General features: G+C 55.1%; 18 protein-coding genes. 4 read left to right on the top strand and 14 right to left on the bottom strand.

Features of this window, described 5'->3' with window-relative positions; translation table 11 throughout:
- The 8 genes from OXF42_06880 to rsmH all read right to left on the bottom strand — a co-directional run.
- Positions 1–828, bottom strand: an 828-nt coding sequence (locus OXF42_06880; GenBank protein ID MCY4047807.1) for an FtsW/RodA/SpoVE family cell cycle protein, incomplete at its 3' end; no start/stop codon positions are given.
- Positions 779–2,134 (bottom strand): UDP-N-acetylmuramoyl-L-alanine--D-glutamate ligase, encoded by a 1,356-nt coding sequence (gene murD, locus OXF42_06875; protein ID MCY4047806.1) that lies wholly within the window; start codon positions 2,132–2,134, stop codon positions 779–781. The genes OXF42_06880 and murD, both read right to left, overlap by 50 nt.
- An 8-nt stretch (positions 2,135–2,142) precedes the next feature.
- The gene (mraY, locus tag OXF42_06870) at positions 2,143–3,258 is read right to left on the bottom strand and encodes a phospho-N-acetylmuramoyl-pentapeptide-transferase (protein ID MCY4047805.1); all 1,116 of its coding nucleotides are present in this window, start codon (positions 3,256–3,258) and stop codon (positions 2,143–2,145) included.
- A gap of 15 nt (positions 3,259–3,273) precedes the next feature.
- Positions 3,274–4,665, bottom strand: a complete 1,392-nt coding sequence (locus OXF42_06865; GenBank protein ID MCY4047804.1) for a UDP-N-acetylmuramoyl-tripeptide--D-alanyl-D-alanine ligase — start codon at positions 4,663–4,665, stop codon at positions 3,274–3,276.
- Complete coding sequence (locus OXF42_06860) at positions 4,662–6,143, bottom strand: UDP-N-acetylmuramoyl-L-alanyl-D-glutamate--2,6-diaminopimelate ligase (protein ID MCY4047803.1); 1,482 nt, start codon at positions 6,141–6,143, stop codon at positions 4,662–4,664. Before OXF42_06860 ends, OXF42_06865 begins: the two co-directional genes overlap by 4 nt.
- Before the next feature lie 5 nt (positions 6,144–6,148).
- Positions 6,149–8,107, bottom strand: a complete 1,959-nt coding sequence (locus OXF42_06855) for a penicillin-binding protein (protein ID MCY4047802.1) — start codon at positions 8,105–8,107, stop codon at positions 6,149–6,151.
- Complete coding sequence (locus OXF42_06850; protein MCY4047801.1) at positions 8,104–8,430, bottom strand: hypothetical protein; 327 nt, start codon at positions 8,428–8,430, stop codon at positions 8,104–8,106. Before OXF42_06850 ends, OXF42_06855 begins: the two co-directional genes overlap by 4 nt.
- Positions 8,431–8,434: 4 nt before the next feature.
- Positions 8,435–9,412, bottom strand: a complete 978-nt coding sequence (rsmH, locus tag OXF42_06845; GenBank protein MCY4047800.1) for a 16S rRNA (cytosine(1402)-N(4))-methyltransferase RsmH — start codon at positions 9,410–9,412, stop codon at positions 8,435–8,437.
- A gap of 63 nt (positions 9,413–9,475) precedes the next feature.
- Between rsmH and OXF42_06840 the strand changes: the two genes are divergently transcribed.
- Entirely contained in the window at positions 9,476–9,691 is a 216-nt protein-coding gene (locus OXF42_06840; protein ID MCY4047799.1) for a hypothetical protein, read from the top strand.
- On the top strand, positions 9,688–11,241 hold the full coding sequence (murJ, locus tag OXF42_06835; GenBank protein ID MCY4047798.1) for a murein biosynthesis integral membrane protein MurJ: 1,554 nt from the start codon (positions 9,688–9,690) through the stop codon (positions 11,239–11,241). The genes OXF42_06840 and murJ overlap by 4 nt, the downstream gene beginning before the upstream one ends.
- Here the strand turns inward: murJ and OXF42_06830 are convergent, their stop codons facing one another.
- Complete coding sequence (locus OXF42_06830; protein MCY4047797.1) at positions 11,242–11,661, bottom strand: hypothetical protein; 420 nt, start codon at positions 11,659–11,661, stop codon at positions 11,242–11,244.
- Positions 11,662–11,670: 9 nt separating this feature from the next.
- Complete coding sequence (locus OXF42_06825) at positions 11,671–12,231, bottom strand: Panacea domain-containing protein (protein MCY4047796.1); 561 nt, start codon at positions 12,229–12,231, stop codon at positions 11,671–11,673.
- A 153-nt stretch (positions 12,232–12,384) separates the two neighbouring features.
- Here OXF42_06825 and OXF42_06820 point away from each other — a divergent pair, with 153 nt between their 5' ends.
- Entirely contained in the window at positions 12,385–13,758 is a 1,374-nt protein-coding gene (locus OXF42_06820; protein ID MCY4047795.1) for a DNA methyltransferase, read from the top strand.
- Between the two features lies 1 nt (position 13,759).
- The gene (locus tag OXF42_06815) at positions 13,760–15,109 is read left to right on the top strand and encodes a HEPN domain-containing protein (GenBank protein ID MCY4047794.1); all 1,350 of its coding nucleotides are present in this window, start codon (positions 13,760–13,762) and stop codon (positions 15,107–15,109) included.
- Positions 15,110–15,171: 62 nt separating this feature from the next.
- On the opposite strand, the gene OXF42_06810 is transcribed toward OXF42_06815, so the two are convergent.
- The 4 genes from OXF42_06810 to OXF42_06795 all read right to left on the bottom strand — a co-directional run bounded on the left by OXF42_06810 (position 15,172) and on the right by OXF42_06795 (position 19,956).
- The gene (locus OXF42_06810; GenBank protein ID MCY4047793.1) at positions 15,172–15,723 is read right to left on the bottom strand and encodes a hypothetical protein; all 552 of its coding nucleotides are present in this window, start codon (positions 15,721–15,723) and stop codon (positions 15,172–15,174) included.
- A gap of 1 nt (position 15,724) precedes the next feature.
- Positions 15,725–16,849 (bottom strand): AAA family ATPase, encoded by a 1,125-nt coding sequence (locus OXF42_06805; protein MCY4047792.1) that lies wholly within the window; start codon positions 16,847–16,849, stop codon positions 15,725–15,727.
- Positions 16,850–17,101: 252 nt separating this feature from the next.
- A complete protein-coding gene (gene dinD, locus OXF42_06800) occupies positions 17,102–17,944 on the bottom strand; it encodes a DNA damage-inducible protein D (protein ID MCY4047791.1) in 843 nt (280 codons plus the stop codon).
- Between the two features lie 257 nt (positions 17,945–18,201).
- Positions 18,202–19,956 (bottom strand): putative DNA binding domain-containing protein, encoded by a 1,755-nt coding sequence (locus OXF42_06795; protein MCY4047790.1) that lies wholly within the window; start codon positions 19,954–19,956, stop codon positions 18,202–18,204.
- Positions 19,957–20,101: the final 145 nt, after the last annotated feature.

Genomic DNA, 20,101 nt, shown 5'->3' with positions numbered 1-20,101 from the left:
CGCCTGCGGCAGGAAAAACAGTTTCTGGTTGCTCGCCCCGAGACCCTGCCCGAAAAGCCCGCCGAGGCTGAACGCCACCATGGACTGCACCGCCTGATAGCCGGAATCAATATAGTTTGCCCACGGGTCAAGGAATGACAGCAGCCTTGCTTTTCTGTAGGGCTCTATGATGACGGCAAGGATTGTGAACAGCACGCCCCCGCCCGCGAGGGCGGAAAGGTGCGACAGTTTCGCCCCGCCCGTAAAAAGCATCATCCCCATGACGGATATGATGATGAACGCCGCGCCGAAATCCGGCTCAACCAGTATCAGCCCGGCATAAACGCCGCCCGTTATAAGATACGGGGCGACCCCGCGGGAGAAACTTCCCATCACATCACCTTTGCGCGACAGCGATTCCGCCATATAAAGGAAGAACATAAACTTGGCAAACTCGGACGGCTGAAAAGTGAAGCCGCCTACTACTATCCACCTTCTCGCGCCGAACACCTCCTTGCCTATCCCCTCAAAAAGAACCGCGACAAGCAGCGCAATGCCGACAAAATACGCGGGCACGGCAAGTTTCTTAAGCCGCCTGTAGTCCGTCATCATAACCGCGCACATCAGGGCGAAACCGACCGCCAGATAGGCCATCTGCAGGTTGAAAAAGCGCCACGAGTCGCCGTGGTTTTCAAGGGCGTAAACCGAACTTGTGCTGTAAACCATCAGCGCGCCCGCAAGCGACAGGGCGGCGACAAAGCCGAGCAGGGTGTAGTCAAGCCCCGGCGGCCGCTTCTTTTTATTTAAGGGCGTGAACAATCCTTTTGAACTCCCTTCCTCTTTCCTCAAACGAGGAAAACATATCAAAACTTGAGCAGGCGGGAGAGAAAAGCACCGACCCGCCGGGCTCCGCATCGGCCAGAGCGCGGCGCACCGCCTCTTCAAGCGAGTTTGCAATGAAGGTTTTTGCAAGGCCGCCAAGCTCGGCGCGCATTGCGGCGCGAGACTCCCCGAACAGCACAAGGGAACTGACCTTGTTCTCCACCAGCGGACGGAGGCCGGAGTATCCGGTCTTCTTGTCCCTGCCGCCGGAGATAAGAACCACGGGGGCGGCAAGGCTCTCAAGGGCGCGGGCGGTGGCGGCCGGATTGGTCGCCTTGGAGTCGTCATAAACGCGCGCCCCTCCCGCCTCGCCCACAAACTCCATCCTGTGCGGCGGCGGGCTGAACTCCCTCACGGCAAGCGCGGTGAGCGCGGGGTCGCACCCGAGGATTGCCGCCACGGCGACCGCCGCCATGCAGTTCTCAAGGTTGTGCGCCCCCTCAAGTTTTGAGCCAGACAGGTCGTAACTCCCGCCGTTGAAAAACACCGTCCGTCCGCGCGCGGTCACAAACCCCGGGCGCGGGCCGGAAACGGAGCGGTCAAAAATCACCTTCCGCGCCTTTGAACCTTCCGGCATCGCCGCCGCCTCGCGGTCCCGGCCGTTTGCCACCGCCCATTGCTCCGGAGTCTGATTGGCGAACATTTTCCTTTTGGAGGCCACATAGTCGGCGTAGTCGGGATGGATGTCAAGGTGGTTGGGAGACACATTCAGAACAACCGCGACAAACGGGCTGAAGGCGGAGGTGGTCTTGAGTTGAAAGCTGCTCATCTCCAGCAGCGCAAGGTCGTAATCCCGCTCGTTTTCCACCGCGCTGATGAAGGGGTCGCCAAAGTTTCCGCCCACAAAAGGGCGGCGGCCGCAACGCCGCAGGATGGCCGCTATGAGGCCGGTGGTGGTGGTCTTGCCGTTTGAGCCCGTAACGGCGACAACGGGAAGCCCGGACAGGCGGAATGAAAACTCCGCCTCGCCCGTTACCTCGGCCCCGGCGGCGCGCGCGGCGCGGACGGGCGCAATGTCGGGTGAAACTCCGGGGCTCAGAATAACGGTGTCAGCGGAAACAAAATCGGCCTCACGGTGACCGCCCGCGGCAACGGTCACGCCCATGGCGCGCAACTCTTCCGCGCACGCAATCTCTTCCGGGCCCCTCAAGTCCGTGGCGGTAACGCGCGCGCCGCCGCGGGCAAGAAAACGGCTTACGGCCTCGCCGGTTTTTCCGAGGCCGACAACCAGAAACCGCCCGCCCCTGACAGCCATGTCATCCCGTGCTCCCACAGCCGCAGTCACCTGACCTTAAGGGTGGCAAGTGCCACAAGGGCCAGCACAAAAGACAGCACCCAGAAGCGGATAACCACTTGCGACTCATGCCAGCCCGCCTTCTCAAAATGATGGTGCAGGGGAGACATTCTGAACAGCCGCCTGCCCTTCAGGCGGAAGAAACCCACCTGCGCGATAACCGAAAGCGTCTCGGCGACAAATATGCCGCCTATCAGCACAAGCAGCGACTCCTGCTTGGTAACAAGCGCCGCAAGCCCTATGGACGCCCCCAGCGCGAGAGAGCCGCTGTCTCCCATAAAGACGCGCGCCGGGTAGGCGTTATACCACAAAAACCCGAGGCACGCCCCGCCGACCGCGGCGAGAAACACCGCGAACTCCGCCGCGCTCCGCACGTAGGGAATGTGCAGGTAACTTGCGAGAGTCGCGTTGCCCGCCACAAACGCCAGAATGTAGTAAGCCCCCACCGAGATAATTACCGACCCTATGGCAAGGCCGTCAAGGCCGTCCGTAAGGTTGACGGCGTTGGAAGTGCCGATGATAACCAGCAGGGCGAGCACAAAATAAAGCCAGCCCAGTTCAAACACCGCGCTCTTCACAAACGGCAATGCCACCGATGTGAACGAATACACGTTTGCCGCATGCCCCGCCCTCTCGTAAATCTCAAACTCCCCCCCCTGAATGCGGAGAAAAACCATGACCAGAACAACGCCCGCAACGCACTGTACAAGAAACTTCAGCCCGGCCCTCATGCCCTTTGAGCCGTAAAGTTTCATACGGTCATCGGCAAACCCTATGAGCCCGAAAACCGATATGAACACGACCGAAAACATCACCACCGGCTCCGCCGGGTTTCCCCACAGCAGGGTTGAAAGCGCAACGGCGAGAACAATGAACAGGCCGCCCATGGTCGGCGTGCCAGATTTTGCCATGTGCCCTTCGGGGCCGTCGGGGCGAATCTTTTCCCTTATCCTGCTGAAGTTCAGAAACGATATGGCCCTGCCGCCCAGAAGCACGCTCAGAAAGAAAGCGAAAACACCCGCTCCGAAAGAGCGGAAGGTCACATACTTGAACACATTGAGAAGCGCGATGTCGTCTTTAAGAAGATGAAGAAGGTAAAGCACGGCGGTCGCGCGGCCCTATGAGCCGCCTCCTTGCGGGCGCAACAGGGAGGTTATCCTTTCCATCTCCATCGCGCGCGAGCCTTTGATGAGAACTATATCCCCGGGCTTTGCCACGGACGCAATTATATCAGCCGCGTCCCCGTGCGACACCGCCGAGTGTGAGGAAACATCCGGCGCCCCCGCACGAACCTCATCCGCCATGCCGCCGAAGCCCACAAGAAAATCCACGCCGAGACGGGCGGCTTCCCGCCCCGCCTCCCGGTGGTATTCCGCGCTCCGGTCTCCCAGTTCAAGCATGTCTCCGAGAACCGCCACCGCCCCCGTTCCCGTAGGGGCGGCCTGTTTGAGCCTGCAAAGTTCGCGCAATGCGGCGGAAACCGAGTCGGGGCTGGCGTTGTAGCAGTCGTTAATCAGGGTGAGACCGCCGCGACCGCCGAGCACCTCCATTCTCATCCCGGCGGGCTCAAACCGGCGGACGCCTTCGGCGATAACGCCGGGCGGTATGTCCAGACACAGGCCGAGCGCCGCCGCGCAGAGAAGGTTCATAACGTTGTGCTCCCCCGCCGCCCGGACGCTGACGGGAAAGGCGCGACCGCCGAGCAGAAGACTGAAATCCATGCGGCCGGTTGAGTGCGTTACGCCGGAGGCGCTCACGTCGGCAGAGCGGGAGCGCATGGAAAAAGATGTTTTGCGGCATGAAAGACCCGCCGCGATGCCCGCCGCAAGCGGGTCGTCCAGATTGACGGCAAAGCGGCTTTCCTTTCCAAAGCCCTCAAAAAGGCGCGCCTTTTCCCCGGCGATTTTTTCCCTGCTGCCGAAGTTGCCTATGTGCGCCGTGCCTATGTTGGTCACCGCGCCCATGTCCGGCGAGGCTATCTCCGCAAGCCGCGCCATCTCCCCGGGGGAGTTGACGCCCGCCTCGGCAAGGCAGACCCCGCACCCCCCGCCCGCCTCAAGAAGGGTGAGCGGAAGCCCCAGATGGTTGTTAAAACTTTTTTTGCCCGCCACAAATTCGCGCCCCGAAGAGGCGACAACCGCCTCAAGCGCGCGGCGGGTGGTGGTCTTGCCGGTTGAGCCCGTAATGCAGACAACCTTCATCCCCGCGATGCTCTTTCTCCACAGGCGTGCCAGGTCGCCCAGAGCCGCAACGGTTGAGGGAACGGAGATGAGCGCGTCCGTGCGGCGCATTTCAAACAGGCCGCTTGAGTCCTCCACAACCGCCGCGCCCGCGCCCGCGCCCAGAGCGGCGGCAACGAAATCATGCCCGTCTCTTTGCGCCCTGACGGCAAAAAAAAGGTCGCCCGCGCGCACGGTCCGCGAATCTATTGAGACCCTCCGGAAAGCCCGCGCGCAGGCGGGGGACGCGCGCCCGCCCGTGGCGGCAAGAACGGTGTCAAGGCTTATCAAACCGGCTCCCCCCTACCCTTGAGAAACTCCGCCGCCGCCTCCCTGTCGTTAAAAGGCAGCCGCCTGTCGCCCACAATCTGGCTGGTCTCATGCCCCTTGCCCGCTATGAGCACAAGGTCTCCGGCGGCGGCGGCCGCAATGGCGTGGCCTATCGCCTCCCGCCTGTCCTCTATGCCGACCGCCCCGCCCCGCCCCGCGCTCATTCCCTTCTTTATCTCGCCGATTATCGCCGCCGGGTCTTCCCCCCGCGGGTTGTCCGAGGTGATGACGGCCACATCCGCCCCCTCGCAAGCAACGCGCCCCATCTCAGGGCGCTTTGCCCTGTCGCGGTCGCCCCCGCACCCGAACACCACAAACACCCTTCCGGAGCAAAGCGGGCGGACGGCGGCAAGCGCCCTTTCAAGGGCGTCCGCCGTGTGGGCGTAGTCCACAAAAACATCTATGGAGCAGCCGGGGCCGCCCACCCTCTCCATCCTTCCCGGCACGAAAACCGGAGACGAGAGCGCGGAGGCCACGGCGGCGGGCGGCTCGCCGAGGCGAAGCGCCACGGCGACGGCGGCGGCCATGTTTGAAAGGTTGTGGCCGCCTATCAGGTTTGAGTCCACATCAAGCGCCCCCCACGGAGTTTGCAAAGTGGCGGCAACGCCGTCCGGGGAGTGGCGCGCGCGGGATACGGACACATCGGCGGCGGCCCCTCCGGCGGAGCAGGTGACAACCTCGCCGGGCGCGGCGGCGGCTATGTCCGCGCCTACGGGGTCGTCAATGTTGATGACGGAAAACCGGTCTTTTTTTGCGCTTGCCGGAAGTATTTCGGTGAACAGTTTTTTCTTGGCCTCCGCATAGCGGCTCATAGTGCCGTGGTAGTCCAGATGCTCCGGGGTGAGGTTTGTAAAAACCGCCGCGTCAAAATCACAGCCGCTGACCCTCCGCTCCTCTATGGCGTGCGAAGACACCTCCATGCAGACCCTGCGCGCGCCCTCGGAGCGCATGCGGGAAAATATCCCGTGCAAACCGGTCACCGCCGGGGTGGTAAGGGTCGCCTCGCCGCTGAACGAGCCGCATTCCACAAGCACCGTTCCCACAATCCCCGAAACCGTTCCGCCAGACTCCCATATATGGCGGAGCAGGTGGCACAACGTTGTTTTGCCGTTAGTGCCCGTTACGCCGACAAGCGCAAAGGCGCGGGACGGATGCCCGTGGAAAAAATCCGCCGCGAGCCCCGCCGCCTTTTTTGAATCCTCCGCAAGGGCGCAACAGACCCCCGGAGCGCGGACGCGCCTACCGGTTATCAGCGCGGCGGCCCCTCTGGACAACGCTTCGGGAACATGGTCGTGCCCGTCCGCGCGGCGTCCCCTTACCGCCACAAACACGTCTCCGGGGCACACCTCCGAGGAGGCGGCGCGCACCCCGGTCACCTTCGCGGGAACTCCCGCATACACACGCGCTCCGGCGGCGGCGCACATATCTTCAAACCTCACCCGCCTCATATTGAACCGCCAGAAAAAGAGACCTCGCAAACCTCCCCCTTCTTTATCAGAGCGCCGGGGGGCGGGCTCTGGGCGGCGGCAAATCCCCGCCCGCTGACGCGCAGTTCAACCCCGGCCCTGAAAGCCCACCGCGCCACATCGCGGACGCTTTTGCCCCGTAGGTCGGGCGCGGGAAACGGCTTGTCCTCCGGGGCGGAGGCGGGAGCGCTCAACTCAAGCATGCCCAGAGTTCTGCCCGCTATGGCGGAAAACACGGGCGCGGCCACCTGCGAGCCGTATTTTTTTGTCCGGGGCCTGTTCACCACCACGACCAGCGCCATGAGCGGATTGCGGGCGGGGGCGAACCCCACAAAAGACGTTGTGTAGATGTTCTCAAGGTAGCCGCCTCCGGGGGCGGCTATCTGCGCCGTTCCCGTTTTTCCAGCGACCGTGTATCCGCTCACCGCCGCACGCCATCCCGTGCCCGCCGCCCGCCCCGAACCGCGCCTGCGCTCAACCGTTTCTCTCATCATGTCCGCCACCTTGCGGGACACGTCATAGGAGATCACCCTGCCGCGCGCCTCCGGCTTTTTTGAAAACACCACATTGCCCGCCGCGTCAACAATTTTGTCAACTATGCGGGGAATCATCATGTAGCCGCCGTTTGCTATCGCGGAGACCGCAACCGCCATCTGAAGCGCGTTCACGCTCACGCCCTGCCCGAACGCTATGGTCGCCAGACCGACCCTTCCCCAGTTCCGGGGCGGGGCGATAATGCCCCTGTGCTCGCCGGGGAGGAGAGTTCCGCTTCTCAGGCCGAAACCGAAATCCCGCAGATACCTGTGATACGTGTTCGCCCCGAGAATCTCCGCTATCTTGGACGAGCAGATGTTGCTTGAGTAAACCAGCGTGTCGGTAACGGTCAGGCGGTCGTGCGGGGACGAGTCCCGTATTGTGGTGTTGCCTATTGTGCGGCTTCCCCCCTCGCAGTCAAAAACCGTGTCCTTCTCCACCGCCCCCTCCTCAAGGGCGGCGGCCACAAGGAAGGGCTTCATTATGGAGCCGGGCTCAAAGGCGTGCAGCACGGCAAGGTTTCTCATGCCCGCGCGGCGGCGTTTGCCGTCCGATTCAGACTCAAGCGCGTCCGCCCCTCCCCCCCCTCCGGACACGGCGTCGTGAGACGCCATGGCAATAATGCGTCCCGTGGAGGGCTCTATCATCACCGCGCTCGCGCTGTCCGCCCCGAATTTTTCAACCGCATTTCTGAGTTCATCCTCAACCGCATACTGAATGTTTGAGTCCACCGTGAGAAACACGTCCGCCCCGTTTGACCGGGGGGCGGCGGGGGCGTCAAACAGCATGGGGTTGCCCCTGCCGTCTCTGCTGACCATTGTTTTGACGACCCTGCCGGAAAGGCGCTTGTTGAGGGAATACTCAAGCCCCTCAATTCCGCGCGAATCTATGTTGGTAAAACCCACCACCGGGCCCATCAGCCGGCCCTGCGGATATATCCTCTTCTGCTCCGTGCGGACCTCCAGCCCGGCAAGTTTCAACGCTCTCAGTTTGTCCGCGACATCTTCGGGCGGCGTTCTTGTCAGCCACACGAAAGACTGTTTCTTTTTTGAGGCGCGCCGGAGAACCGTTTCATAACTCACCCCCGACGCCCCGGACACGGCGCGGGCGAACTGTTCGGGGTCTTCAATCTTCTGAGGGTTCAGGGCGAACGAGTCCGCAAAGCGGCTTGACGCCACAAGGTTGCCGTGCCGGTCGTAGATTGCGCCCCGTTTGGAGCGGGGGGTGTGGTAGTCAACCTGCTGTATGCGCGCCCACCGCTTCGCCTTGCCGGTGTTTAGGAACTGAAGGTCAAACGCCCTGTATAGGACGACCGCAAACAGCGCCCCGAAAATCACAAGGCACACCCGGACGCGCCTTGAAAAGCCGCCGCGCCCGACCCGCGCCCTGCCGCGCCCCGTCATCTGCCCGCCCCCTCCGACTCGTATATGTAATCCCTGCGGCGGGGCTCGCGAAACCCTCTTTTCCGCGCCGCCTCGGTCAGCCGCCCGCTTGAAAACACCTCATTGTAGCGCAACTGCGCCTTGGCGACCTCCTCCGTCAGGCGTTCCTCCTCTTCAATCAGCATGGCGTTTTCCCGCGCAAGCGTATGCCACTCAACCCTGAAGCGCACATACCCGGCAAGCGCGGCCATAACGACCGCCGCGACAACCGCAATTTTGAAAAACAGGGAGGCCCTTTTCAGAAAAAGCCACCGCCGCCTTGCGTCAGCGTTTTTTACCCCCACCGGACTAAACCCTCTCCGCCGCCCTCACCCTGGCGCTCCGCGCCCGGGGGTTTCGTTCCACCTCGCCCCCGGACGGTTTCACGGGTTTTTTCGTAACCACCTTGAGCGTCTTTGTCTTTCCGCACCCGCACTGTGGAAGCCCCGGCGGGCAGACGCAATCCGAACTGAAAAAACTGAAAGCGCGTTTTACCACCCTGTCTTCAAGCGAATGGAACGAGATGACTACCAGCCGCGCCCCGGCGTTCAAAAGCGCCGGCGCTTTTTCCATAAATGTTTTGAGCGCGCCCATCTCGTCATTCACCTTGATTCTGAGCGCCTGAAAAGTTCTGGTCGCGGGGTGTGTGCGGGGCGGGTGAAATTTTTTGGGAATCGCGTCCGAAACTATAAGACCGAGGGCGCGGGCGGTGAGCACGGGCTCTTTTTCGCGGCTTTTCACTATGGCGGAGGCAACCGCGCCCGCGAACCTTTCTTCGCCAAGGCCCCTGAATATCGCGGCAAGCTCCTTTGCGCCCGCCGTGTTAACGATGTCCGCCGCTGTGGTTTTGAGCGATGTGTCCATCCTCATGTCAAGCGGCTCGTCCGCGCGGAAACTGAAGCCCCTTCCGCCCGCAAAGATTTGACGGGACGACACGCCGAGGTCCGCCACTATGCCGTCCGCTCCTTTTGCGCCGTGTTTTTCAAGCACATTTTCTATGTCCGAGAAGTTGGCGTTGACGATTGAAACCCTGTCGCCGAAAGGCTCAAGCCGCTTTGCCGAGGCGCGCGCGGCGTCCGGGTCGGCGTCCAGTCCGACGAGCCGCGCCCCGGCGTCCGCGGACGACATTATCGCCTCCGAATGCCCCCCCGTTCCCACGGTCGCGTCCACAAACAGACCGCCCCGTTCAAGGCCGCCCCGTTCGGGGCGAAGGTGGGATATCACCTCATCAAGCATCACCGGACTGTGGCAACACGCATTGTCTGTTGAAAATGAGGCGTTTTTCATCTGATTGCCCGTTAGTATAATGCTTGCCGTCCTCTCAAGGCAACAGCAGAGCGGGGGAGCAGTTTGAAAGTCTTCAGCGTAAAACTCAAAAACAGAAAAGACAACGTGGTATTCAACTCAATCCTCGGCGGATACTCGCACCTGATGTGGATAAGCGAGGAGAATCCGTCCGACCCGGTCATCAGGGTTTTTTCCACGCGCGGACTTGCGCAAGAGGCGCGAGACGCCCTTGAGAGGGCGCGGAGCGAGGTTGACTTTGATTTTGTGGAGACGCGGTGAGAGAGACGGCTGACCCCGGCAAGGGCGCGTTGAGGGACTGGAGAACGGTCGGCGGGCTGACTTTTGCGAGCAGGGTCGCCGGTTACGGCAGGGATGTTGCCATCGCCTATTTTTTAGGCGCGGGCGCGCAGAGCGATGCGTTTTATGTGGCGTTCCGCATACCCAACCTTCTCAGGCGGCTTTTCGCCGAGGGGATGCTGTCGGCGGCGTTCATTCCGGTTTTCACGGAAAAACTCAAAACCGGCGGCCCCGCCGGGGCGCGCGAGGGTTTTTCCGCCGTTTTTACCGCCCTTGCCGCCGCCGCCGCGCTGACCGCCGCGCTGGGGCTGGTCTTCGCCCCTCAAATCACGCGCCTTTTCGCTTCGGGTTTTGATGCGGAAACCTTCTCGCTCACAACCGATTTGCTGCGGCTGGTGTTTCCCTATCTGATATTTGTCTCCGTGGCCGCCGTTTCAATGGGCGCTCTCAATTCCGCCGGGCATTTTTTCGCCCCCGCAATCGCGCCTCTGCTGTTCAACATCGCGTTCATTGCGGCCCTTGTAATCTTTCACGGCAGTTGGGGCGACCCCGCAATTGCGGCGGGGCTGGGAGTGCTTGCGGGCGGCGCGTTGCAGAGTTTTATAAACGTGCCGTTTCTCCGCTTGCGCGGCCTCTCCCCCGGCTTTGTCAACATTTTCAAGCACTCCGCCCTGCTGAAAACAATCGGCGCCTTGATGTTGCCCCAGCTTTTCGGCGTGGCGGTTTACAACATCAACATCATTGTCAACACTCAATACGCCTCCCACATGGACAGGGGAACGGTGTCGTATCTGTATTTTGCGGAACGGCTGACGGAGTTCCCGCTGGGCATAGGCGCGGTCGCCATAGCCACCGCTTTGCTTCCCCGCCTGTCGGCGCGCGCGGCTGAGGGGGACATGGACGGTTTCAGGGAGCATTACGGCTCTTTGTTGAGGATGACGTTTTTTGTAACCGTCCCCGCGCTTGCCGCGCTTATTGCTCTTGCCGCTCCAATCTGCTCGGTTTTGTTTGAGAGGGGGGAGTTCACGGGTTCGGACGCGCTTTTTTCCTCCCAAGCCCTTGTGGGATACGCCGCAGGTCTGTGGGCGGTGGCGGGAATGAGGGTAACCGCGCCCGCATTTTTCGCCCTGAAGGACACAAGAACCCCCGCCCGCATAGCGGCGGTTGCGCTTTTGGTCAATCTCGCGCTCGGATATCTGCTCGGATTTGTGTTCGGGTTGAAGCACACGGGGCTTGCCCTTGCAAGTTCGGTGTCGGCGGCGGTTAACTTCCTGCTTCTTCTGAGCCTGTTGCGCGGCAGGGTGGGAGAGGCAACGGGGCGGGGGTTCGGGGTGTGGTGCGTAAAGGTTGCGGCGGTGTCAGCGGGAGCGGGGGTTATGGCAAAGGTTGTTTATGAGGCCGCCTCCCCCGCCGCGCCTCAGGAGGTTGCGCTTGCGGCGGCGCTTGCGGTTGCCGGGGCGGTGTTTGTTGCGGGGGCGAAGGGGTTGGGAATTGAGGAGATGGGGAAAATAGCGGGTATGGTCAGGAGGTAGTTACTTGGAGGTTGCGTATTTGTAGAACTCTAACGCCTTCTTCGGAGTGTATTTTGACTTAAAAAGACCTTCACATATCCACTCAACCAGTTTTTCTTCAATCATACCTTCCTTATACTCTGCTTCTCCGGTTTCAATCAGTTCCCTGATCTCCTTAACAGACTCTATCTTGGTGTATTTGTAGTCAACATAACTTTCGTGACGGAGAAACTTGTTCTCACCTTTTGCGATAATACGAGTTTTATCATAACGACCTCCCTGACGCTTCGTGGAAAATGATGTCAGAAGAACCATTTCGTGACCGTGTTGTTTTACGGGTTTGGTAAGTTGAACAAAAAGATGTTTTGAATGCGGGTCATTTTCTGCGGGTGTAGGCAACAGATAAGTTGCTCCCCTGATTGGGATAAACAACTTTGACAACCAACCGCCCTACCTACCGGAAAAAATCCTGTCTATGGCTTCCTGTTCCGCTATCTGTTCTTTTAGCGCTTTTGCCTGAATCTTGCTGAAACCGAGCGCCTTGAAAAGAGTGTCAAGTTCAATCGGGCGGGAAGAGCCTTCGGGGTCTTCCCATTCGGGGCAGTGATTATGAGTGTAGTTCACGATATCCCACTGGTTCATACTCCCAAACTTGTCCCAAACTGAATCCATTGTCTCAATCTCCGCTCTGCTGAGTTCAAGTAAGTCATCAACACTTACTTTAGGGTCAACTGAGACTTGATGATTCTCTTTGTCCGAAATCAGGCTGTCCCATCCATTTGGAGTTGACTGACAAACACCATTTATCAAGTTCAGGGTTTCGGAAAGAACGGGACCGTAGGGCATTGAGACCATCTTGTCTTCTGACATTGAGAAGCCGTGTTGCCGGAAACATTCTCTGTCTGAAAGGTATAGAAGTTTCATCAACTTCAAGTGGGGCATAATCCCCTTTTCGGTTTTAAGGAGAAAGTAGGCCGCCATCTCGGCCACTTTCCTTTCGCTGAATGCCATTAAAGTATTGCCCCCCGTTTGGTAAAACTTTAAGGTGGATTGAAGAAGTTTTCAAGAGTTTCTAAAAAGTTCTTTAGGGTGGTAAACTGTGAGGACTTAAGCAGTTGCTTGCCATACACTTGCTGAAGTCTTCATGCTAATGAGGTTAAGAATATGAGTAATACATCAGCAAACTTCAAAAACCGAACACTCTTTCACGGCGACAATCTGGACTTCCTGCGGGCTATGAACTCGCAGTCCGTTGACCTGATAGCAACCGACCCGCCGTTTAACAAGGGGCGGGACTTTCACGCAACCCCTGACTCTCTCGCCAAGGGCGCGTCCTTCCAAGACCGCTGGTCATGGAAGCGCGATGTTCATGAATCTTGGCTGGATCAAATCAATGATGACTGGCCACAAGTCATGGAGGCAATTGAGAACTCAAGAAAAACCTATGGTGATGACATGGGGGCGTTCCTCTGCTTTATGGCGGTGCGTTTGATTGGTATGCGGCGGGTTTTGAAAGACAGTGGCTCGATTTATCTGCATTGCGACCCTACCGCTTCCCACTATCTCAAAATGGTCATGGACGGCATCTTTGGTAGAAAGAACTTCATCAATGAGGTTATATGGCATTACGAAAGCGGGGGCAGAGCGAAGAACTTTCTTCCCAAAAAGCATGATGTGTTGTTTTGGTATGCGAAAAATCACAAGAAAAAAGTCTTCAATGGTGACGCTATCTCCATTCCGAGAAATGAGTGTTCTCTGTGCGGTCAGAAATTGGAAAAATGGAACAATCTGAAAAAGAATGTGGATAAAGACGGAAGGGTCTACCGAACTATTAAGTCTGCAGGTAAGGAATACAGATATTACGATGATGAGCCTGTTTTGCCGTCCGATGTTTGGCTGGGTATCAATCATCTTCAACAAAAAGACCCGGAGCGCACTGGATACCCTACACAAAAGCCGCTCGCGCTTTATGAGCGAATCATTCAAGCTTCATCACAAAAGGGTGATATGGTGCTTGACCCGTTCTGCGGGTGTGCGACAACCCCGATTGCCGCCGAGCGGCTTGGTCGTCAATGGGTTGGCATAGACATTTGGAAGACCGCGCATAAGCAGGTTATTGATCGTCTGACGCAAGAGGGACTTATCTCGCCGGAAGGTAAAAAAACCGGCTTGTTCAACAAGGGGCAAATTCACCTAATTGAAACCCCGCCGGAACGTACTGACGAGGGAGAGACAGACGCGCCTTACATGGTCACAGTTAAGAAGGTCTACGAGCCAGAGGGATCGCGTATGAGCAGGGCGCAGATGGTTGATTTTCTTATAGAACAAAACGGCATGAAATGCCAAGGGTGTGACCGGACATTTGATGACCCGCGCTATTTGGAACTTGACCACAACACGCCCCGCGCCGATGGTGGTATCAATCACATCTCTAACCGGATTTTGCTTTGCGGACCTTGCAACAAAGTTAAGAGCAATACGCTAACCCTGAGCGGTCTGCGGCGTATGAACAAAAAGAATGGGCATATGGTTATGTAAAGTGAAGGAAACAACAAATAATCAACATATAGTAACGCAATCAGAAACTATCCAAATTCTCACTGAAGCAGTGAAGAAAACAAAAAAGTTTCATATAGAAATACCAAGCAAAAGTATTTCGTGTAAAACTCTAATACAATCATATAATGAACCAAATAAACAATCTGATACTCTACCTGAACATAACAACTTTTATATTGTTGGCTATGCAAAAGCTATTTTATCTGAAAGTTTCCTTGAGCAACTTGCTAACAAACTTCGCCCATTATTAAGCCAATACATAGACTATGAAAGTGATACCATTGGCAGCGGTTTAGTTTCTTTAACAGGTGGTATGGCAACCCCCTCATTGATAGATTTCACTCGAACACTTATTAAAGCATCTGTAATTCTCGGTCCAGAAACTGTAGCAAAAGTATTGTTTGGTTGGATATCGGGTGAACCAATACGTTACAAAGTAAAAGTATTGTTCAAAAAAATGTTGCCCGATGAACCTGTGAATTTAGAAGGTATGGAAATCATGCCTCTGCCAAACACTACTGAAGAACTATTGGCACTCATACCCCATTCAATATACAATCACGATGGAATAGGAAAACTTCGTAATCGTGCCATCCTGACCATTGATTCTACGATCCAACCTGCACTTTACAAACCGTCAAACAGATCGGGTATTCAGAAAAAAATTACCTCTTCAATCGGAGATCATTCCTATTTTAATTTACACAAAAACCTAAACAACTTCTGTAATGCACTGTCACTTGCTCGCAATGCTTGCATAACATGGGATACTTGCTGGGATGATTTAGGGTATTTGTTAGCATTCAGGGATAATGGAAGTTTCGGGTATGGATCTCCTCGCGTACCAAGCGCAGATGACTACGTAAAGGTGGAACAACATCACATGACACAAGCTTGGGATATCTACATGAAACTTTACGGTCTTCATACTAAAATGACAATCCTCAATATTGCCACCCACAGATGGGTCAAATCCAAACTGTCTAAATTCAACTATACTGACAACTATATTGACCTGAGAATTGCACTGGAAGCACTTTTCCTTGGAAGTAGTGATAAGGGGGAGTTAAGTTTTCGCCTTGCTACTAATGGCGCTTGGTATCTTGGCGCGAATCCTAAAGAACGGTGCGAATATTTTAATATGTTCCGTAGCATATACACCCTATCATCAAAGATGATACATGCAAGTTATCGTGATGAAGTGAGTAGGGAAGATCACTCCATTCTTGAAAAAACTCAAAATGCCTGTCGCGACGGAATTCTGAAAAGAATTGAAGAAGGACAAGAGCCAAAATGGAATGAGGTAATAATGGGTGTAAAACAAACCTGAGAAAGAAATCAAATGGGCATGAAGCGACTATAAAAGCAAGATTTGCAAGAAGAAATCACATGTCAACCCAAATGCTTCTCGAGAAAACCCTTTAACGGCTCTAAATGACTACTATCAAAATCCCAGTATTCCTGCTTGAACCATTGCTCCCTGTTCTTTTCCAATGCGTCCATATAAGCAAACACCTTGCCTTTCAAATCAGGATGTCTATATGTTGAGTTCTTGGCTGACAGGCATTCCTTATATTGCTCAAAGCATTCAAAGATGTTTTCGTATTCCGGCCTGACAATCTTCTCAAGCAAATCTTCTAACATCCCTTCGGATTTGTTATCAGGAAAAAGAAATATGCCATTGGGACTAATGGAAGCGAGGTTCTGTTCTATGATGTTCGCAGTTTCAATACAATTGGAGTCCGCATCAAAAATAATCAAAACTTTTGAACAACCTTCTCTTTTTAATCTCTTGGGTGAAAGTTCATTTCTAAAACCGGCAAGATTATCTTTGCCGTTAATCCCGCGCAATGAATATACAGAATCAAACAATCCCAAAAACCGGATATACGAATTCAAAAACTCTTCATCCTCTTTCCCCTCAACAACAATAAAAGCGCTCATCTCAGTGTCGGATGTCTATACCGGCATCAATTGCCTTTTCTATGTCACTAGGGGAATATCTGCGCGCTTCAACTTCATCAGTGTCAAGTTTATCCAGCCAAAAACAGGCAACGGAGTCTTCTTCGACAAGCAACCCACCGCTCTGAACTGTTTGTAGCGCTTCTATAACATCCCTACTGTGTGTGGTCATAAAGACCTGCGTGTTGGCTTTTTCTGAATGTTCAAGCACCATCTGCCACATATTCTTTACAGAAGAAACATGTAGCCCATTTTCAATCTCATCAATCATTAAAATCCCATCTTCCATTGCATGGATACCAGAAAGCACATACAGAATACGCATTAAACCATCTCCAAGAAGATTGACCGGAATAAGGTTTGGCAACCCAATATCTACGGCAACCAATCCGCCTAATTGCATAGTGACATCTTGTATTTTAGGCTCAATGGATTGAAGCCAACTCAACATTTCCCTCTTAAGTTTTTTATTAATCATTTTGTCAACAAAACTTGGCTCATACAAAGTGGAACTACTATTCAAAAACAGACCCCTCAGAGTCTCTTTGTACTTTTCGTCAAAACTAAAATTGAATTCAGACCTTCCAGGCAATCTGAATACCGCTTGAGCTTCACAACCAACATGTTCTTTCCCAGCCTCACCAGAACTGAATTTATACTTAAGCCCTACCAAAGAACGGATAGATTCAAAACTTGAAACTCTGGCTCGGACAGAACCTTCTTTATTACTGTCAATTGAGCCATTAACGGGTTCTGGTAACACTTGCCCACCTGACAAACTTCCATATGCCGGACAAACTTCCAATTTTCTCTGAAGTCCTGACCTATGGTCGCCTACCAGAACCAATCCCCGCTCGTGATTTTGCTCGTAAAAAAAGTCTTTCAAGTCGGAGGAAATATCAAGTGCCACACCTCTCAAATTTTCTATACGAATTATTAACTCTGGATTGGACATTCCTGTCAACAAATAAAGTGATTCTAAAAAAGATGTCTTCCCACAACTATTCCTGCCGACAAAAAGATTAACCCTTGCAAGATTATCCGCTTGCAAGGACTTTATACCCCTGAAATTCTCTACCCTGATTGATTTGAAGAAGTGGTCACTCATGCTCAAATAGAACTCCCGACACCCAACCTACGGCGAGATGTCTCCTTTAGTGTATAGCCGAGTGGCAAAAAAGCAAAACACCCCTCTCTGCTTTCCGCCACAACTGCCTGTCCTCCACAGTTCAACAAGAACCCGTCCGCCTCATCTCGAACCTCCCTCCCCTGCCAAACGTATAAACAAAACACCTTGCCTTGTCCTTCTACCGCTACCCACATGCAGATTTCTCTATGTTGTCGTAGACAGTCGGCATTCTTAAGAGTTGATGCTATCAGGGTTTCGCAGAGACTTTTTCCGTTCCGCATTTAGTCGCCTGTCAACTTTTTTGATGTCTTCACCCGGCGGTAGTGTCTCCGGCCTTATACCTCTCTCCAAGAGAGTTTGACGCACCACTTCGTTGTTGGTTATATGCTCACGCGAAATGTCACGCTCGGTCCGCATTTGTTGCTCTTTTGCATTAAAAATAGTGATTTCTGTGGCAAAGTCTTTGGCTTTAAGAACAATGGTCGGCGCGAAGTCAGCCAACGGACGACCGGCGGGAACCTTCCAATGCGATTTCATAGACTGGGTGGACTTGCCAAACAACGCTTGGTCTCCCTTGCTACGAATCAGGGCAAAATTGCGGTTTTCGCCAGTCTGCTCATATATGACATGCGATAGTTCCTTTTCAGTCTTGGTCAGTTTTTGTCTGGCAGACAGACGTTCAGATTCTCTAAGACGTTGCTCAATCAACTCTGCTCGGCGCGTTTGAACAGCAAAATAGGTCTGGGCAAAAGCGATTTCGGGCTTTCTGGGGTCGCCGTTTTGAGCAATCAGATAACAGGCATAGCGGGTAAGCATGATGTCATTCACCTCACGCCGAGTGCCCGAGCCAATATCAACCATTTTGTTGACATCAACAAAATGGTCTGAAATGGCTTGCCCGGCCACTTCACAAGCGGTTTTCGCTTTGCTAATAACAAGGGTAAAGTTACGCCATTCCGAATAGCCGAGTAGGTGCTGAAGGTCCCGCGCCAGCCAGAATTCAACGCCTCCCCCAGTTTCCTGAGCATGACCTTCAAAAGTCTCTGTCAGGCTGTAAATAAGTTCTTTTTCCACTGTTCATTCCCCCTCAGGCGCAAGCCCGGCTGCTCCCCTTGCCCATATAAGAATGTTCGGGTTTATGTCCGGCATGGCTTCAAGGTTACATCAGCCGACGCAACTCTGCCAAGCGGCAAATTTCACCCCGTCCGCCTCATCTCAGACCTCCCTCCCCTGCCAAGCGTATAAACAAAACACCCGCGAATGCGGTTTCAAGCCCGAAAATCAAGGTCTCGCCCAAACCGCCACGGGTCGCACGACCTACAACCACAACACTAAGATTTTGTCCCGAAATTTGGATTCACGTATTCAACCAACGCCGACCGACCGACTATATCCACAATTTTCACCGCCAGTTCATACCCGTCGGCATCAATCACCCCGATCTCTTCACCGGGGAAAAACGAAACCGGTTGTTGCTGTCCTTCGTTAACGGCAATGTTGGACGCATACAGATACGTGCGGTCATGCGTATCACGAATCGGGTTCAGCCGCCCCTTGAGTCCGGGCAAATGCCCCGTGGCTTCCGGAAAAATATCCGAGCCGCCGCCCGGCAATTCCTTCATCTCAATTGTTAGCGCTCCCGCGCCCGGCACCCAGTTCCGTTCCACATAAGCGGCATAACCGGGGGCGGCGGCGAACACCGTCATGGGCAAGTTGGTTGTATGCAGGTCAACAGCCGCCACGCCCGCCGCATCCGTAGCGGCTTGCTTCCAGATTTTATTGGGAAACAAAAGCAACAGTTCAACACCGTGCAGGGGCAAATCGCCGATTCGGACCGTGACCGTTGTCCGGGCGGCATTCCTTTCCTGCGGGGCGGCGGGAATCGTGAGGGAAATTTCCGAGCCGTCAATAGATTGGTATTCAGGGTCTGCTCCGCTTAATTCACGGGTTTCGCGCTTGATTGTGGGAACACCGTCCCCCCGGCGCTCCATGAAGTATTGCCGTTCACCCGAACCTTGAATTCCCTTTACCGGCATTCGCCCCAATACTGAAGCAAGCGCCTCATTGCGCGTGGACTGCCTCTCGGACATGCTGTCCAGCGTCAAGTTGTTGGGCAACGCGCCGGGCGACCGTATCTCAACACGGTCAGTGAACATTGAAAGCCTGATTTTGCTCCCGCGAATTTGATAATCACGATGAACCACCGCATTCACCAGCGCCTCAAACAGCGCCTTGTCACTGTATTGCGGCACATCCTCCCGTGCGGGCGTTTTATCAGCCGATACGCGCATGTTACGCAACGCAAAAGCCATTGCGCCGACAATCTGCCGGTCAAGCGGACCGGTAATCTCCTGCGCGTCCGCCTGACCGGAAGCCCTGTCTGTTCCCCTGTAGCAGGTGGCCGTAATGCAGGCATTGGGAAGATACTGTTCCGGCGACTGTGTGCATAACAAGACCCCGGCGACCGTTGCCCTTAAAACTCCCGCATCATCGGTTGACAGAAGGGCCAGTTTCTCAAGGGCCGCCTTGGGGTCCGCCGCGCCCGCCGCGCTGAGCAACGGTTTCCAGAGTGATTCATCCAAAGTTTTGAATCCGGTGTCAGGCAACGGCTGCTTGTCAAACCACAGGTATCGCGCCTGACTGCGCCTTTGCGCGAGGCGCAGACTCTCATCGCTTGTCATCCTCCGTTTGCTGTTGCCCACTCTAATGAAAGCGCCGCCGGGACTTTGGTGCAGAAAATCACCCTTCGGGATATCAACCACTAAAACTTTTACATTGTCGGTCAGCTCTCTGTGATGAGTCTCTATACGCACGGGCGGCTTAACAGTATCGGTGGCTGTTTCCACAAGAAATTTATCCAGTCCGGCCAGTTGCTTGCCGGACATGGTTTGCGGTATTCCCTCATCGGAAACGCTACAGAGCAAAACCCCTCCGCCGGCATTGGCAAACGCCGCCATCTCATCGGCCAGATCATTACGACCGGGGCCTTTAGGCTCATCGCCGACAAACACAATCTGCTTGAATTCCCATCGGCTGTCCTCGCCCAAACGCAGTTGACTCTCTATTTCTTCTTTGCCGTATGGCATTTGCAAATATCCCCGTCAGGCGGACTGTCAAACCTGACAATGATAATGATACGAAATCAGAGACCTTTTTGCCATGCCAAGCGGCAAAATTTCACCCCGTCCGCCTCATCTCAAACCTCCCTCCCCTGCCGAACGTATTGACAAA

Source organism: Candidatus Dadabacteria bacterium, assembly GCA_026708565.1.
Classification (GTDB): Bacteria; Desulfobacterota_D; UBA1144; order Nemesobacterales; family Mycalebacteriaceae; genus Mycalebacterium.
Note: the sequence above shows the minus strand (reverse complement) of the source record. Positions and strands in the feature narration are given on the sequence as shown.